General features: G+C 39.7%; 13 protein-coding genes, 1 tRNA gene and 1 other annotated feature (1 of these 15 running past the window's edge). Of the genes, 4 read left to right on the top strand and 10 right to left on the bottom strand.

Annotation, left to right across the window (positions count from 1 at the left end; translation table 11 throughout):
* Window positions 1-161, bottom strand: a binding site (T-box leader) (it extends 49 nt beyond the left edge of the window).
* Window positions 162-196: 35 nt separating this feature from the next.
* The 5 genes from tpx to NE257_RS01695 form a co-directional block, all read right to left on the bottom strand.
* Window positions 197-688, bottom strand: a complete 492-nt coding sequence (gene tpx / locus NE257_RS01715; protein WP_251851221.1) for a thiol peroxidase — start codon at window positions 686-688, stop codon at window positions 197-199.
* Between the two features lie 62 nt (window positions 689-750).
* Entirely contained in the window at window positions 751-1410 is a 660-nt protein-coding gene (locus NE257_RS01710; RefSeq protein WP_251851220.1) for a redox-sensing transcriptional repressor Rex, read from the bottom strand.
* A 128-nt stretch (window positions 1411-1538) separates the two neighbouring features.
* A complete protein-coding gene (gene thiI / locus NE257_RS01705; RefSeq protein ID WP_251885659.1) occupies window positions 1539-2747 on the bottom strand; it encodes a tRNA uracil 4-sulfurtransferase ThiI in 1209 nt (402 codons plus the stop codon).
* The gene (locus NE257_RS01700) at window positions 2744-3901 is read right to left on the bottom strand and encodes a cysteine desulfurase family protein (protein WP_007208838.1); all 1158 of its coding nucleotides are present in this window, start codon (window positions 3899-3901) and stop codon (window positions 2744-2746) included. The genes thiI and NE257_RS01700 overlap by 4 nt, the downstream gene beginning before the upstream one ends.
* 118 nt (window positions 3902-4019) lie before the next feature.
* On the bottom strand, window positions 4020-5741 hold the full coding sequence (locus NE257_RS01695) for a septation ring formation regulator EzrA (RefSeq protein WP_251885658.1): 1722 nt from the start codon (window positions 5739-5741) through the stop codon (window positions 4020-4022).
* Window positions 5742-6016: 275 nt separating this feature from the next.
* Here NE257_RS01695 and NE257_RS01690 point away from each other — a divergent pair, with 275 nt between their 5' ends.
* Entirely contained in the window at window positions 6017-7366 is a 1350-nt protein-coding gene (locus tag NE257_RS01690) for an aspartate kinase (protein ID WP_251851217.1), read from the top strand.
* A 49-nt stretch (window positions 7367-7415) separates the two neighbouring features.
* Here NE257_RS01690 and NE257_RS01685 read toward each other — a convergent pair whose 3' ends face one another.
* Both NE257_RS01685 and NE257_RS01680 read right to left on the bottom strand, forming a co-directional pair.
* Entirely contained in the window at window positions 7416-8279 is an 864-nt protein-coding gene (locus NE257_RS01685; RefSeq protein ID WP_251885657.1) for a Cof-type HAD-IIB family hydrolase, read from the bottom strand.
* A 20-nt stretch (window positions 8280-8299) separates the two neighbouring features.
* Window positions 8300-9130 carry a DUF72 domain-containing protein gene (locus NE257_RS01680; RefSeq protein ID WP_251885656.1) on the bottom strand — a complete coding sequence of 277 codons (831 nt, stop codon included), beginning with the start codon at window positions 9128-9130 and terminating at the stop codon, window positions 8300-8302.
* A 104-nt stretch (window positions 9131-9234) separates the two neighbouring features.
* On the opposite strand from NE257_RS01680, the gene NE257_RS01675 reads away from it, so the two are divergent.
* Entirely contained in the window at window positions 9235-10200 is a 966-nt protein-coding gene (locus tag NE257_RS01675; RefSeq protein ID WP_251885655.1) for an asparaginase, read from the top strand.
* Window positions 10201-10207: 7 nt separating this feature from the next.
* On the opposite strand, the gene NE257_RS01670 is transcribed toward NE257_RS01675, so the two are convergent.
* The 3 genes from NE257_RS01670 to NE257_RS01660 form a co-directional block, all read right to left on the bottom strand.
* On the bottom strand, window positions 10208-10951 hold the full coding sequence (locus NE257_RS01670) for an acyl-ACP thioesterase domain-containing protein (RefSeq protein WP_251885654.1): 744 nt from the start codon (window positions 10949-10951) through the stop codon (window positions 10208-10210).
* Between the two features lie 168 nt (window positions 10952-11119).
* Window positions 11120-12448, bottom strand: coding sequence for a C1 family peptidase (locus NE257_RS01665; protein ID WP_276532294.1), 1329 nt, complete (start codon window positions 12446-12448; stop codon window positions 11120-11122).
* Window positions 12449-12550: 102 nt separating this feature from the next.
* A tRNA-Asn gene (locus NE257_RS01660) sits at window positions 12551-12624 on the bottom strand.
* Window positions 12625-12767: 143 nt separating this feature from the next.
* Between NE257_RS01660 and NE257_RS01655 the strand changes: the two genes are divergently transcribed.
* Entirely contained in the window at window positions 12768-13937 is a 1170-nt protein-coding gene (locus NE257_RS01655) for a serine hydrolase domain-containing protein (RefSeq protein WP_251885653.1), read from the top strand.
* A 252-nt stretch (window positions 13938-14189) separates the two neighbouring features.
* The gene (locus tag NE257_RS01650; protein WP_251885652.1) at window positions 14190-16511 is read left to right on the top strand and encodes an ABC transporter ATP-binding protein/permease; all 2322 of its coding nucleotides are present in this window, start codon (window positions 14190-14192) and stop codon (window positions 16509-16511) included.
* The last annotated feature ends 114 nt before the right edge of the window (window positions 16512-16625 follow it).

Below are 16625 nucleotides of genomic sequence, written 5' to 3'. Positions count from 1 at the left end.
ACCCCTTTAGCGTGTGTTAACGGTCACGATCCGATTCAGCTTACTGCCTTCAGCTAAATAACTCCCAAGCTACCTTCTTTAGCTCCTACTGAAAATGTTCCACCCTCATCTTCTCTCTAAAAGTAGGCTTACTAAATACTCCTCTTGATCTTTGCTTTTCTTCGTATATTCTACACATTTCTAAAAAGAAAGTCAATTAGACTAAGCGTTTCGCTGCCTCAATTGCTTGCGTGTAATCAGGCTCATGACTCATCTCAGGTACAATCTCGCGATAGCGAATCACACTATCTTGATCCAATACAAAAATCGACCGAGCATAGCGACCTAGCTCTGGCATATAAATACTATATGCCTCGCCAAACACATTTTCAGGATCATGGACCATCGTCATATCGACACCTTCTTGGCCACACCAATTTGCTTGTTCTTCTTTGGTATTGTTAGAAATCGTCACAAAATGAATACCAGCTAATTGACTGGCTTCTTGATTAAAACGCTTGGTTTGAATCGCACAGACACGTGTATTAATATCTGGAATAATGCTGATAATCGTTGGTTGTCCTTTTAGACTTGCTAAAGAGATTGTTGCATCTTGCATATCATGTAAGGCAAAATCAGGTGCTACTTCTCCCTCTCCAGGCTGATTTCCTGGAACGTCAATGACTTGCCCTTTACGGGTGATTTTCATACTGCGTCACTCCTATTCTTATATACTTTTAGTATAAGCACACAGGAGTAAAAAACCAATGATTATGCTTTGACTGATACGGCTTTTTCTTGCAAGGAGTCAAAGAAGATCAGCGTTTGCAATTCAGTCGTTAAATCGATGTATTGCATATGGACTGATTTTGGTACTTTAACGCGATTCGGAGCAAAATTCAAAATTGCTGTAATACCGGCATCGACAATGGCATCGATTGCATCTTTAGAGTATTTACTTGGAACGGTTGAGATAGCGACTGTAATCCCTTCATCTTTGATAACTTGCTTTAAGTCAGCCATACTATGCACAAAAAAACCATTCACGGTCTTACCGATCATCTCAGGATTATTATCAAAGACGGCCACAATCGAAAGGTTTTCATTTCTGCGAAAATTATTATTAACTAAGGCTTTTCCTAAATTGCCATACCCGCATAATGCAATACGTTTTTCTTCATTACTTTCGAGTAAACGGCTGAAGACTTCTACCAGATAGGGTACATCATACCCATACCCACTGCGACCAAGTTCACCTAAATAGGAAAAATCTCGGCGAATCGTAGCTGAAGGTACTTGGGTAATTTGTGCAAAATCTTTTGATTTAATTCGGACAATTTCAGATTCATTTAATACTTTTAAATATCGCAAATACAATGGCAACCTTTTTGCTGTTGCCTTGGGTAATTTTTTGACTTTCAGATTTTCCAATTTCTTCACCTCAATTGTTACTTTATTCACATAAAAGTGTATCACGCAATCTTTGGTAGTGCAATCATTCTTTTTAGAAAAAACAATAAAAAGCTTTGGAATATGTGAATTCCAAAGCTTTCCTATCCTTAGAGTAAGTCGTCAAATTCAAAATTTACTTGTTCTGATTCTGCACGAATTTCACTAACTTTCAAGCCAGCTAGAGAACGTGCCAACAATCCTTCTAAGTCGAGTCGTTGTTCATATTGTAGGACTTTTTCTAGTTGTGGACGTGTTTTGGGTTGAGGTGGTGCAAAGATCGTACAGCAATCTTCAAATGGCTGGATTGCTAGTTCAAATGTGTCAATCTCTTGTGCTACTTCGATAATTTCTAATTTATCCATTGTTGCCACTGGACGAATCACCGGTGTCGTCGTGACTTCGTTAATGGCCACCATGCTTTGCAATGTTTGCGAAGCGACCTGACCGAGTGATTCTCCATTAATGATGATCAGCCCATTACGCATGTCGCGAATCATATCCGTCAAGCGTAACATCATGCGGCGCGTAATGGTCATCCAATAACCTTGAGGTACACGACGCTTGATTTCTTCTTGTATCTCTGTGAAGGGCACCTCAATGAATTGAATGCTTCCTACGTAAGGCGCAAGTTTACTTGTTAAATCCTTCGCTTTTTGCAAAGCTTGCTCACTGGTATAAGGCGGACTTGCAAAATGGACTGCCTCGATTTCAACGCCTCGCTTCATCGCAAAATAACCAGCTACTGGGGAGTCAATCCCACCTGATAGCATCAGCATCCCACGACCAGCTGTACCGACTGGAAGCCCACCTGCACCGAGTAGCGTTTCATAGGATAGATATGCGCCATCGCGTCGAATTTCGACTCTCAGATTAATATCTGGGTGTTTCATCTGGACTTGAATCGCAGGAAATAAATCAAAGACAGCATTTCCTAACGCAACATTTAATTCTCCGCTATCAAGAACAAAATCATGGTCGCTGCGTTTTGCGGTAATTTTAAACGTTTCTTTCCCTGTATAAATTGATTGCATAATTTCTTGAACCGTCTGTTTCAAGACCTCAACATCTTTTTCCACGCGAATACTTGGAGAAAAATTTTGGATGCCAAATATTTTTTGCAATTTTGGCATCACCAGCTGACTGTCTTCCCCATTTAATAAAAGATGCATGCGATCACGGTCGGCATGAATTTTAACTAATGGAAAATCAACCAATGCACGGCGCACATTTTCTGCTAATTGCATAATAAACATTTTCCGATTTTTACCTTTTGTGGACAGTTCGCCATAACGAACCATAATTTCTGAATACTTCACTTTGCGACTCCTTCGCTAATTTTTGCAAATTTTTGGTACAAATGGTTGAAAATAATTAAAAATTGTTCGACTTCCGCCATCGTATTGGATTCATCCAAACTAATCCGCACGGCGCTAGTGGCTAAATTCGCTGGCATGTTCATGGCGTGAAGCGTGCTACTTGCTAAGTGCTTGCGACTTGAGCAGGCACTAGTCGTAGATAGGTAGATTTGCTTTTCTTCAAACGCATGGACCAAAACTTCTCCGCGAATTCCTTCTAGCGAGAAGCAAAGGATATGGGGGGCGAACTGTTCCATCGCAGAAAAAATAGTCACTCGCTCATATTGCGCTAAGGCATTGCGTAGTGCTTGCTTTAAGTCATAAACGTGCGTCGGCTTAGCCGCTTTGCGCTCCATCGCTAACCGTAAAGCCTTAGCCATCGCGACAATAGCAGGAACATTTTCCGTGCTACTTCGTTGGTTATTCTCTTGCCCGCCTCCACTCAGTAAAGGAGACAGCTTTCTTCCTTGACGCCAAAATAGAAAACCAGCGCCTCTTGGACCGTGGAACTTGTGTGCCGAAAATGTCGCAAAATCCACGCGTGGTGTCAACCATTCCTCTGTCGGCACTTTGGTAATGGCTTGTACAGCATCCACGTGAAAATGGATTTTAGGGTAGCTTTCGAGTAATTGACTAATGGCTTTGATTGGTTGGATTGCTCCCATTTCATTGTTCACTGCCATGACGGATACCAAAATCGTATCTTTGCGTATCGCCTTTTCTAGCTCTGAAAGCGAAACAAAACCAGCTGAAGTCACTGGAATCACACTAACTTCAAAGCCTTGCTTTTCTAATTGCTGCGCTGCTTCACTGACTGCAGGGTGCTCAATGCTTGAGATAATGATGTGACGGCCAAATTCCTGTTTTTCCCAGGCAGTCCCTTTTAGAACCCAGTTGTCACCTTCTGTTCCTCCACTCGTAAAAAAGATTTCTTTTTCCGACACTGAAAGTTGTTGCGCGATTTGCTTTCTAGCTTGCTGCAACAAACGGTTTGCTTGATTCCCTAAATCGTGTAAACTTGAGGGATTTCCTATAATTCGTTGGCTTGTTTTTACGTACGCATCCAATGCTTGTGGATCAATCATCGTTGTCGCACTATTATCAAAATATATCACGTTTTTCTGCCCCTCTATTTCAAAGTCTTACCTATTATAAACACATCATCGGTATGTTTCAAGTTTCTGGTTACCATAAAAAAGTTGGTAATCATCTTTGACTACCAACTTTCTTCTCTTATACTAAATCTGGATGATTGAAGTAAAAGTCTTCAATCCGCTTAAACGCTCCTGGCTCTACCCGTTCAAGAGCAGTCCCAATCTCATCAAGAGCATCTTGATAACGGTATTCTTGATTAAATAAATCAAGGCCGTGATCAATCGCTGCTTTTACATCAGGATGTGTATGACGGTAGCGATTGGCGTATTGCATAACTTGTTCAGTCAAGGATGCCGCATCAACCAAGTCATGTGTCCGATCTGTTAATTCCACCATGTCTTCATCGCAAACAGAAACCATTTTGTTAATATCGTCCATATTGATGCGAATCTTATTCAGTGCTTTGCTTAGTTCTTCCACACGATCAGTTACAAGGAAGAAGTATTCCAAGTACTCACCAGGTAGACCTGGTAATCGTTGTTTTTCAACATATCGTTTTAAATTACGTAAAGTAAACTCGTAATGATCCATCTTTTCTTGAGCTTCTTTTTCGCCCTTTCGTAGGTCACGAATGGATTCATCGATCGTCACTTGTTGGTTTTCAATTTCATCTAGAATTTGATACGCATCTTTATAGAAAGCTTGAATTTCCGTGTAAGGTACTTCTTTTTTCTCTATCTTAGGCTCAAGCAATTCATTTCTTCTAAATAATTCTTCAATTTCTGTTTGGAAAGTTCTTGTTTGGCCTAATTCATTGTGATTCAGTGTATAACTTTGTGCCGTATGATCTAACTCGATTAGTAATTGGCGATTGTTGCGCATCGAGTGCGTAATGTATTCCGATAAGACTTTACGATTACGTTCAACATATTGACGAGCATCGTATTCTTTTTCCATCGTAGCATATAAGTCATCAATATCAGTAGCGATTTCTTTTGTCGCCGCTTCGACTGTATCTAGCTCGACTTTCTCTAAATCAGCCAAGCTTGCTTCGACTTTCCGTTTGACACGAGCTATATCGGATGTGATTTGATCTTCTGGAAATACATAATTTTCATCAATCATTTTTTGGTAGCCGGCTTGTAGCTCTTCTAACTGACCTGGGAAACGATTCGATAATTCATCGACTAATGGTTTAACGCGTTTCATCGTTGCTTCTAACTCGTACGTATCTTTTTCTGCTTTTTCCAATACTTCGCGAGCTTCAATTGGGTCACCCGATGTATTCAGCATGACAAATTTCGTAAATTCTTCTTCGACTTGTTTTGCTTGCTTTTGTAACTCAGCATGCGCTGGTTCAAACGTCGTTGCTTCTTCTTTTAGTTCTGATTTTAGCTCTTCAAAAATATCTAAGGCTTTTTGCACAGCTAGTGAATTGCGCTCTTCTGTTTCACGCAACTCTTTTAGCCCTTGACGAATTGTCTGTGCTTGCTCTTCCATCTCCGTCAGCGTCTTATCTGCATCAGCAGTAGCTGCTTTCGCTTTGAAGAACTTCAACGATTCATTTTGGCTCTCAACTTCAAAAATTTGGCTTTCTAATTCAGCAAATGATTTTGTTGATAAATCTGCCCATTTTTGGTTCCATTCTCGAAAAGTATTTTGGCTTTGACCAACTAAATGCATTTTTTTCACTTCATCAATCTCTTCAATGACTGGTAAATCAAATAACTCTTCTTTGCGTTTTTCTAATCCATTAAGTGTCTCTTGATTTTTCTTTCTGATATAATAACCGACTATATAAAAGGCCGCTACCACGAAAAGAATCACTACGACTAAGCCGACGACTCCATTAGTTCCCATTATGGTTCCTCCATTTTTCAACTTCATTCTGTCTTAAAAAGTCTCGTATTCTCATTTACTAAAGCACGCTTTCACAGAATGCGCTCGATTTAGACATCTACTGTAAATTATAACACAAACAATAATGCCATTCACTAATCAATCTGAAAAAAATAAAAATTCGTTTTCTCGCAATTTTCTCATGATTTTTTCGGCAAGTTTTCATTCCATACTTGATTTCTTTAGTCTAAACCTGTACCCTAGGAAATAAATATTAAATAGAGGTTGTAAAAGTGATGAAAGTTGCAAAATTTGGTGGCAGTTCACTTGCATCTGCCGAACAGGTTCAAAAAGTTGTCAATATCATTAAAGAAGATACCGAGCGTCGTTTTGTCGTAGTCTCTGCACCAGGCAAGCGATTCAAAGAAGACATCAAAGTTACTGATTTATTAATTTCACTTCATGAAGCCATTGTACAGCAAAAGAATAGTCAGGCGTTGCTTGATGAAATTTACCAGCGATATGAAGAAATCGGCGCTACATTTCAAGTTGAACCAGACATCTTAGCTGAAATTAAGCAAAATTTGGTCCAATTAACGGAACAACAGGCACCTTTCACGCCGTATTTTTATGATCGGGTTTTAGCCAGTGGAGAAAACAACAATGCCTTGTTAATCGCTGGTGTCTTTAAAAGCCAAGGTTTAAAGGCTCGTTACATCAGCCCCGCTGAATTAGGAATTCTTGTCAGCGAAGAACCTCAAAACGCTCAAATTCTATCAGAAAGCTATGGCAAAATTTATACTTGGCATAATTCCTCTGAGATTTTAGTCATTCCGGGATTTTTTGGTGTGACAACGAGCGGAGAGATTTGTACCTTCTCCCGTGGTGGCTCTGATATTACTGGTGCGATTGTAGCCGCAGGTGTCAAAGCTGAGCTATATGAGAATTTTACCGACGTTGATGGCATCTACGTAGCAAATCCTAGCTATGTGCATAAGCCTGTCCTAATGACAGAACTAACGTACCGTGAAATGCGCGAGCTAGCCTATTCCGGCTTCGGTGTCTTCCATGAAGAAGCCCTAATGCCTTCTTACAAAGCAAAAATTCCGGTCGTCATCAAAAACACAAACAATCCATCAGCACCTGGCACACGCATTACGAACAACCGCTCTTCAAATGAACAAGCAGTTGTTGGGATTGCAAGTGACGAAGGCTTTAGCATGATTTACATTAGTAAGTACTTAATGAACCGTGAAGTTGGCTTCACCTTGCGTGTACTTAAGATTTTTGAAGAATTTAATCTCAATTACGAGCACATGCCTTCTGGGATTGATGACATCTCTATTATCATTCGTGCACGACAATTAAACCCCGAATTAGAAGAAGCCCTTCTTCGGAAAATCGCCTATGAGATTGATCCAGATGAATTACGTATCACACATGATTTATCAATGGTCGTTGTCGTTGGCGAAGGGATGAAGCATCGCGTTGGCATTACTGCTGACAGCACGGCCGCTCTTGCTAGAAAACAAATTAATTTAGAAATGATTAATCAAGGTTCATCTGAAGTGAGTATCATGTTTGGTATTCATAAAGAGCAAGAAAAGCTCGCCATTCGCACGTTATACTATACATTTTTTGATTAGAAAAAAATCGCACCCGACTCGTTTTCACATAACAATGTGGCTAAGCGAGTCAGATGCGATTCTTTTTTTGTTTATTTGCTAGAAGCTTAAAATGAACCAGTGCATCGAAAATTCCGTCAACTTGATGTGACCCTGTTACATAGTCAGCAATTTTTTTCACTTCAGGACGAGCATTCCCCATAGCTACACCGACACCAGCAGACTCAATCATTTGAATATCATTTTGATGATCGCCAAAAACCATAAAATCAGCCAACTTCATCTGAGTAAAGTCCGCAACTTCTTGTAACCCAGATTTTTTGTTTATCCCTTTTGGAACAATATCTACGGAAAAACGATTGGAGCGTACGATTTCAAACTCAGGAAATTGATTTTCAATTGCAGCTGTTTCTTTTTCTGAACAAAACAATACACATTGATTGATCTGTACTGGTCGTTTCACCAAATCCTTGTAGCGATTTTTCCGGCGATTCGGACTCCATTTTTGAAGTAGGTAGCGCAATGTTCCTGTCGGCAACCAATCTGGTAACAGCGTCAGTAACTTCGCAATATAATACGAATGACCAAATCGGATTGTAAAGCTTCCGTATTGCGTATCTTTGTTATAAAACAACGCCTGGCGGTGAGTACGATCAAAAAAATCAGCCAACTGATCTAATTCTTGTTGCGAAAAGTGGTGTTCACTAATCAATTGATCTCGAAACGATACCAGCGTACCATTGAATGAAATAACTGCATCAAACGAAAATTTGTTTAATGGGTGAGGCATCTTCACTGGCGAGCGACCTGTCGCTAAGCAACATAAAATCCCCTGTTCTTGTAAGCTATGCATCGCTTGCATTGTAGACTTTCTGATTGTGCCTTGCCTAGTCAAAAGCGTGCCATCAATATCAAAAAAGACCGCTCGAATCATACCTATCCCTCCTTCCTCTATTAAAATAGATCCATTTGATTAGGGTGTAGTCCACTATAATCGATATGTAATAGGCTTTGTAATTGTTTGGCATTTGCCGCTGCATGACCGCCAGAATTATTATTAAAAATCACTGCTACATTGGCCGTCTCTTTTTGACACTGCTTCATTCCTTCAGCTAAATCCATTAATTCGTGTGTGTGGTAGTCATACAACGTGCGATATGCTCGTGCATCGGGACCCGTATAAACCCAACCAGCATCATTTCTACCATGAAGTCGAATAAGTACCGCCTCTGAATTCGTAACTGTAAAATCTAACGGGACTGTACTGGCGATTTTTTTGGGCTCATCTGCCACCACTAAAGAATACCGCTGTTGCTTCATAAAGGCATGCATTTTGTCAATATTAGCCTTATCATACCAACTTGCATGGCGAAATTCAATGGCGACCACTTCGTTAGGAAACCATTGGCGCAAGTGCATGAGATACGTCACATTTTCTCGTGTACACGTAAAACTAGCTGGAAACTGAGCTAGTAGACAAAACAATCGACCCTGATCAATCATTGGTGCTAGACGTTGACAAAAAGTATGAGCTACACCACGAAAGGTTTCATCTTCGGCTAATGGCCGATGGGTCGTAAAAAGACCAGGTACCTTTAAGATAAATTGAAAGTTTTCAGGAATATCCGTTAGCCATTTTTTGATATGGGCTTCTTGAGGAATATAATAAAAACTCGTATCCAATTCAACAATTGGGAAGTATTGACCGTATTCATATAGACTGATGTTTGTCTTACCATTTAATGAGCCATGCTCTTGAAATCCAGTACAACCAATGAAAATCATGTCCTTTTCTCCCTCCCTTAGTTTCTTACCCTTGAACTTCCGCATTTCCTTAAGTATAATGCAATCACAGTTCCAAAACAAACGATCCATTAAGGAGCAGAACGATGAAAACAATTCTTGTCTTACATACAGGTGGCACGATTGCCATGAAAGAAGATTCACTTGGTCGCGTAGCCCCTGATGAAAAAAATCCATTATTAGAAGCCACACTGGCGACATCTTCAAATCCAACTATTTTAGTCGAGGATTTTTTCCAATTGCCAAGTCCGCATATCACCTTAGCGCACATGATAAAACTAAAGCAACGCATTCAGCAGGCAAAATACGATGGTGTCGATAGTATCGTTATTACTCATGGCACAGATACCCTAGAGGAGACGGCCTTTTTCTTAGATACGACTATCGGCGACTTGCTTCCCATTGTCTTAACAGGTGCGATGCGTTCAAGTAATGAAATAGGCAGTGATGGCTTATATAATTTTGCCAATGCCTTACGTGTTGCTGAAAGTCCCGATTCCATCGGTAAAGGTGTGCTCGTCGTCTTAAATGACGAAATCCATACTGCACGCTATGTAACTAAGACCCATACGACCAATGTTGCAACCTTTCGAACACCAACTTTAGGACCAATCGGTATCATTGCCAAGCATCAAGTATTGTATATGCTTGAATTACTCGCCACCGAACGTCACGATGTAGCAGACATGTCTGGCTTAGTGCCCATTGTCAAAGCCTATGCTGGTATGCAAGGAGACTTTTTTGAAGCCTTGGCCCAAATGCCAATCAATGGCTTAGTCATCGAGGCACTAGGCGCAGGGAATCTTCCACCAGAGACGCTCCCTGCCTTACAGTCGATACTTAAAAAGGAGATTCCGATTATTTTGGTTTCTCGCTGCTTCAATGGCATCGCCGAACCAGTCTATTCCTATGAAGGAGGCGGTGTTGAGCTGGAGAAAATGGGTATTATTTTTTGTAAAACCATCAACAGTCAAAAAGCCCGTCTGAAGTTATTAATCGGCCAACACGCCAATTTAACTCCACAAGCTTTTAAACAATTTATGGAGAGCTAAGTAAGTTTTACTTATTTAGTTCTTTCCATTCAATAAATGCCTCGCAACACGTTTCCTCATGAAGCATGATTGCATGTCTCGTACACATCACTTGATCTTGATTAATTTTTTCAACCACACTGGTTATTTCATTGCCATATTCTACTTCTTTATCATATCGAATCGTAATAGTCTTAGGCACATAACTCGTCAAGAAATCCCGACCTAAAACATCTAAAATCCAATGAAAATAAACGGCATTATTGACATGGAGATTGCTATCAATGTCAAAAAAACGCACCCGATACGGTAAGCTTTCACCAATAACAATTTTCTCTAATTTGCCAAAGCGCTTGATTTTCGTAATTTTTTGACTTTCAAAAGGGGCGATGATCTCATCTACCACACGGCTGAGTTTTCTCGTTTCGATATTCATTAGCCCAAAGACTGCTTGAATGTGTACCAATTCTTCACCTGATACTGTACGAATCCAAAATGACCGATAGCAAAAATATTTGTTGTATTCCTCGGCTTTGGTCGTCACAATAATCTGCTCATCCACCTTGGGTAACCGCGTGATTTCAAGATGATAATTGGTTAATATCCATGTTACACCATGTTGATGAATATACTCACTTCCTCGATTGAGTTCGTTGCTTTGGGTTTCTGAAACTTGGATTGCTAAACTAATCACTGTTGGGAGTGTCATATTGCCATTCATGTCACACTCATAGTAGACGACCTCGTGCTGACGGCTAAATTCTTTTGCCATGTCTGTTCTTCCTCTCTGTCTCTGCCAGATTTTTGTGCAGTATTTCTTTGTATCTAGAAATGCGCTTCACTAGTTATTATACAAAAAACCAATTGAATGGAAAACGCGAGACATCTTCCAAACAACTGGCTCTTATAGTTTTTGCAGGTAATCTTTTACTAATTCTATTTACGCTAAGGCACCCATCGGATCCCACGGTGCAAGAACAGTCGGTTGTTCATTAAAGGCAGCCAATTGTTCTTCCGTCAAGAAATCTTTACGGACAACGATTTGATAGGTGTATTCATCCATCCACGCATCACTAGCGACAAAAAAGCCTTTTGTTCCGACTTCTTCTCCCCAGCTATTTTCCACTTTCCATTTGGTTGATTGACCATCCACTAGATCAACACCCGTTAACACCATCGCATGAGTCATCAAGCTTTCACCAAAATCTAAACGTTGTGCTTTGGTCATTGTAAAGTCAATATCAAAAAGATCGTTATAGTCAAAGACATCAGTCGCCATGACACCTGTGTCACGCGTCGAAGATTGACCTACATCACAACCAAACCAAACTGTTTCACCTTGTTCCAATTGAGCAATGGCTAATTGTTTAAAGGTTGTCATATCTACATTTAAATATTTTACTTCCTTGCCACCTACAACATTACCTAACATCTCGACTGTGTATGATTTGTTGAATGGTTTGTCTTCAGTCGGTGCATTGATAATGCTGACATAGTTATCAAGGTCGACACCCACGAATTTTTCATAGAATGTGTGCGGTGTTAATTTACGATCAATGTGATAGTCACCTGCTTCATCACGGTACTCAAAATCAAATGTTTCAGGCGGTGTGCCTAAGGAAATTGATAAGAAGTTATAGACTTCTTGCAACATTGTTTCTTTTGCTGCTTGGATTGTCGCGTCATCTTTGCCCTCAGCAACTAATTGACGCAAAGTGATCGCATCCTTGCGTAATTTTTTGTTCAATTGACTATTTAATACCTTAGAATTGCTTGAGCTAGCACTTTCAGGCATCACATATTGAGGTACCACACCATATTTTTGGAAAATGGAAACAATCATATCCCATTGACCGCCATCTTGTTGCGGTACTTGTAATAAAAAGGCTACTTTACGGCTCGTTACTTCATCTTTAGCCGTTGCTAAAATATTTTCGTAAAAGTAATTTGATTTTTCATACTTGTCCCCAAAAAAAGTATAGCTTTGAGATAATTCAAACTCTTTTAATTGAAAGTTGTTCAGTAATTTATGACGGAATGTATTCAACGCTGCAAACATCCAACATCTACCAGATTGTTTTTGATTGGCTACTTTACCAGTAGTTAAATCAATCGAGAAGACCGGCACATTTTCGACATGTGCTTGGACATTTTCTGCCACTTCTTGTATGCCATTTTTTACTGCTGCTCGTTGAACAGCTAGTTGTTTTCTATTTGTTGAAAATGCAGCCAGTGATGCTGCAGTCATATCTTTTGTTATTTCACCCATTACAAATCCTCCTTTAATATAACCACTATTCTACTACTAGCAAACTTGAAAAACAACAACACTTATTGGACAAAAAAAAAGCACCCAGTGATGGATGCTTGACTCCGGCAGTAGGACTCGAACCTACGACATCATGATTAACAGTCATGCGCTACTACCAACTGAGCTATGCCGGAATATTACATTAATAATATAACAATAACTAAATGAGAAAGCAATAATATTTTAAAAAAATTGCTTAAATTTCTCCAAATATTTTTTCTTTTTCATTGTTATGATATCCATTCTTATTACAATCATCTTAGAGAGGAAGATGGGTATGTATTCAAGAAAAGAAAAACGGTTAAAAAAGCAAAGAAAACAACTAATAAAACGATCTTTGTGTCTGATATTCGTATTATTCATAGCATTGAGTGGAACTGTCTATCTATCAAAGCAATCTTCCCATCCAACAAAAAAGCAAGCGATAGTAATGACAGCCTTACCAGCTTCGAACTATGAAAATTTACAAAAAACAGTTGTTGATTTCCAATCAGCCAACTCTTTTGATAAACTATTAACGACCAAAAAATTTATCGGTACAGCCTTAATTGTAAAAAACGATCAGATTATCTTAGAAAAAGGCTATGGCTATAGTAATCAAGCAGCACACAAAAAAAATACAGTTCATTCACATTTCCAAATTGGTTCTATTCAAAAAAGCATAACAGCTTCACTCATCGCGCAATTAATTGAAGCAAATAAGCTTTCTTTCCAAACAAAACTCGCTCAGTTTTTTCCAAATATATCTGGTAGCGAGCAAATCACGATAAAACAGATGCTCAACATGGTTAGCGGGCTAACGATTCGCTCTGTTCCTTCTGATTCGACCAACGAACAGGTTCTTCTTGACGAGTATATTCATCAAGCATATGGTACACACACAGGAATATTTCATTATGCGCCAATTAATTATAATTTACTTGCCGGTGTGATTGAAAAACTTACCAATCAACCCTATTGGAATGTCGTTAAGAATCAGCTATTACGACCAGGAGGATTGGATCACACCAACAACTATACCGATTGGTTTCAGCGTGCCAATCATACGACTTCCTATCAGCTCATTAATCAAAAAGATTATGCAAAAGTCATTTATCCACCACTCAATACTTATGCACGTGAAATTGGAACAGGCAGTATTGATATGTCGATTGGAGACTTGTATTGGTACTATCGTAGTTTGATGAACCAGACATTTTTCTCAGAAAAAGTTTCAACAGAACTTTATCGACCATTTAAAGGTGAGTACTATTCAGGTGGACTATATGTTCATCCAACTTACTTTCGTTCAAGAGGTGAAATCGCTGACCAACAAACATTAGCACTTTTTGATAAAAATGCCCACACTGCTGTAATTCTTATGTCAAATGAAAAAAACAATCAACTTCAAATGTCAGCAATTCAGTCCATTTATTCTACTATTTCGCATTCACATGTTCAGTTTTAAACCATGTTCTTTTGAATAAGAGTATAAAAAAGGAATATGATATAGATAGTTAATGCTGCCAACTTTTTAAAAATTACAGTAGAAATTACGAAAAAAGACCAGAAAATTCAGAAGTTATTTAAAAACAACTTTGATTTTTCTGGTCTTTTTGCTTGCAGCTGACGAATTCTGTCTCATCCTTATTTGGATTTTTGCAATACGTAGTGAGGTTCGCTACAATATGTTTATGTTACAACTAAAGGAGACTAACTCATGCTAACTTTAAAGCAATTAAAAAAGTACTACACTGTTGGCACAACTGTAACCAAAGCGCTCGATGGTGTCAGCGTATCGTTTCGTAAGCAAGAATTTGTTGCCATCCTTGGTCCTAGTGGTTCAGGAAAGACGACGCTATTAAATGTCATCGGTGGCCTGGATCAATACGATGAAGGGGATTTAATTATTAATGGCCAATCAACAAAGCACTTTAAAGCGAATGACTGGGATGCCTATCGCAACAATTCGATTGGTTTTGTTTTTCAAAGCTATAACCTGATTGGTCACCAAGGGATTCTTGACAATGTCGAACTGGGTATGACGCTAAGTGGGCTTTCAAAAGACGAGCGTCGGAATCAAGCAATGAATGCCTTGGAACGAGTCGGGTTGAAGGAGCATTTACACAAGCGGCCCAATCAACTGTCCGGTGGCCAAATGCAGCGTGTAGCAATCGCCAGAGCACTGGCTAACAATCCAGAAATACTGCTATGCGATGAACCGACCGGCGCGCTTGACTCTGAGACGAGCGTGCAAATCATGGAACTAATTAAAGAACTATCTCGCGAAAAGCTGGTCATTATGGTTACCCACAACCCCGAGCTTGCTCATCGCTATGCTGATCGCATCATCGAGTTTTCTGACGGCAAGATTATGACGGACTCGCATCCATTTGAAGAAAATCAAGTCGATGATACCTTTCAACTGACGCATACCAAGATGTCCTTTCTCACCGCACTAAGACTGTCCTTTACTAATATTCGCACCAAGAAAGGGCGGACTTTTTTGACCTCATTTGCTTCAAGTATCGGGATTATTGGGATTGCTATCGTCCTATCGCTATCCAACGGGTTCCAAAAGCAAATCGATCAAACGCAGGCCGAAACACTGGCAAAATTTCCGGTGACCATTTCTCAAATTACTACGGATAATAGTGAATTAGCCAACGATACGAGCACAACGAAAGCAAAAGAACAGACCGTTCTTGCCGAAACAAGTTCTCAAGACCTTGCCACTCATACAAATAACTTAGATGCAGATTATTTAGCCTATGTAAAAAAGATTAATCCTGAGTGGAGCAATAATATCGGCTACAGTCGGATTACAAACCTAAATTTATTACGCGAAGTCAATGGCACAGTCGAGCAAGTTCGCTTATCGAATCAAAAAACAGAGCAAACACCGAGCACATCCTTTGCGAGTTCGACAGGAGTCGGCGTATCTGTCTTTCCTGATCAATTAGACGATTCAAAAAGTAATTTTTTAAAAGAAAACTATCAGCTAGTCGACGGTAGCTACCCGACAAAAGCCACTGATCTTGTTCTTATCGTTGACCAAGACGGCACCACCAATATCAACGCCTTAAACAACTTAGGCTTTGATCTAAAAAGTGGGGCAGCTGTTCCATACAGCGACATTGTAGGCACGACTATGAAACTCGTCGCCAACGATAACTATTATCAAACATTACCAACTGGAAATTTTCTTCCCAATCAAGATTTAACAGCCGTCTATGAGAACGACGCCAATCAAACCGTCACTATCGTCGGCATTTTAAAAGCCAAAAGCTCTTCGACGATGGATCTATTGGCAACAGGGATTGCTTATAGTGATAGTCTGACACAGGCTGTCATCACTGAAAACAAGCAGTCTGCCATCGTGACTGCTCAAAACAACCAATCAACCAATGTCTTGACTGGCGAAACACTAACAAGCGACTCCAAAAAAACTTTATTGACGTATCTCGGTGCAGACGCTACACCAAGCAATATTTATATCTACCCGAATAACTTTAAATCAAAAGAAAAGGTATTGTCCTACTTAGATGCGTATAACAAAGGCAAGAGCAAAGCCAATCAAGTTCTTTATACTGATTTAGCTGGTACGATGACTCAGTTAACAGGTGGATTGATGGATGCCATCACCTATGTGCTCGTAGCATTTGCAGGTATTTCATTAGTAACTAGTATGATTATGATTGGAATTTTGACGTATACTTCCGTGCTAGAACGTACCAAAGAAATCGGTGTTCTAAAAGCGCTTGGTGCACGTAAAAAAGACATCACTCGCGTTTTTGATGCGGAGACAGCAATTTTAGGTGTCAGCTCGGGGGTTTTAGGTGTAGCCATTGCTTACGCTGCGACATTCCCCATCAATCATTTGTTACAAAACTTAACGGACTTAAAAAACGTGGCACAGTTAAATCCTGTCCACGCTGGCATCCTGATAGTAATCAGTACCGTCTTGACAATGCTAGGAGGTCACATTCCTGCCCGCATGGCTGCTAAAAAAGATGCCGCTATCGCCTTACGTGCAGAATAAAGAGATGGTTTATTTATAAACAAAAAGAACCAGACAATCCTAAATGCTCGAACTTTGGGATCGTCTGGTTCTTTGCTTGCAACTTTATCAACAATAAGTCAAAAATTTAAAATA

It is taken from the genome of Enterococcus italicus (assembly GCF_023743875.1).
Classification (GTDB): domain Bacteria; phylum Bacillota; class Bacilli; order Lactobacillales; family Enterococcaceae; genus Enterococcus_G; species Enterococcus_G italicus.
Note: the sequence above shows the minus strand (reverse complement) of the source record. Positions and strands in the feature narration are given on the sequence as shown.

Bases quoted from the DNA above. Each gene is read 5' to 3' on its own strand.
- NE257_RS01665 (WP_276532294.1), bottom strand. From the start codon at position 12,448: ATGGGTGAAATAACAAAAGATATGACTGCAGCATCACTGGCTGCATTT.
- tpx (WP_251851221.1), bottom strand. From the start codon at position 688: ATGAAAATCACCCGTAAAGGGCAAGTCATTGACGTTCCAGGAAATCAG.
- NE257_RS01685 (WP_251885657.1), bottom strand. From the start codon at position 8,279: ATGATTCGAGCGGTCTTTTTTGATATTGATGGCACGCTTTTGACTAGG.
- NE257_RS01670 (WP_251885654.1), bottom strand. From the start codon at position 10,951: ATGGCAAAAGAATTTAGCCGTCAGCACGAGGTCGTCTACTATGAGTGT.
- NE257_RS01695 (WP_251885658.1), bottom strand. From the start codon at position 5,741: ATGGGAACTAATGGAGTCGTCGGCTTAGTCGTAGTGATTCTTTTCGTG.
- NE257_RS01655 (WP_251885653.1), top strand. From the start codon at position 12,768: ATGTATTCAAGAAAAGAAAAACGGTTAAAAAAGCAAAGAAAACAACTA.
- NE257_RS01675 (WP_251885655.1), top strand. From the start codon at position 9,235: ATGAAAACAATTCTTGTCTTACATACAGGTGGCACGATTGCCATGAAA.
- NE257_RS01690 (WP_251851217.1), top strand. From the start codon at position 6,017: ATGAAAGTTGCAAAATTTGGTGGCAGTTCACTTGCATCTGCCGAACAG.
- NE257_RS01680 (WP_251885656.1), bottom strand. From the start codon at position 9,130: ATGATTTTCATTGGTTGTACTGGATTTCAAGAGCATGGCTCATTAAAT.
- NE257_RS01650 (WP_251885652.1), top strand. From the start codon at position 14,190: ATGCTAACTTTAAAGCAATTAAAAAAGTACTACACTGTTGGCACAACT.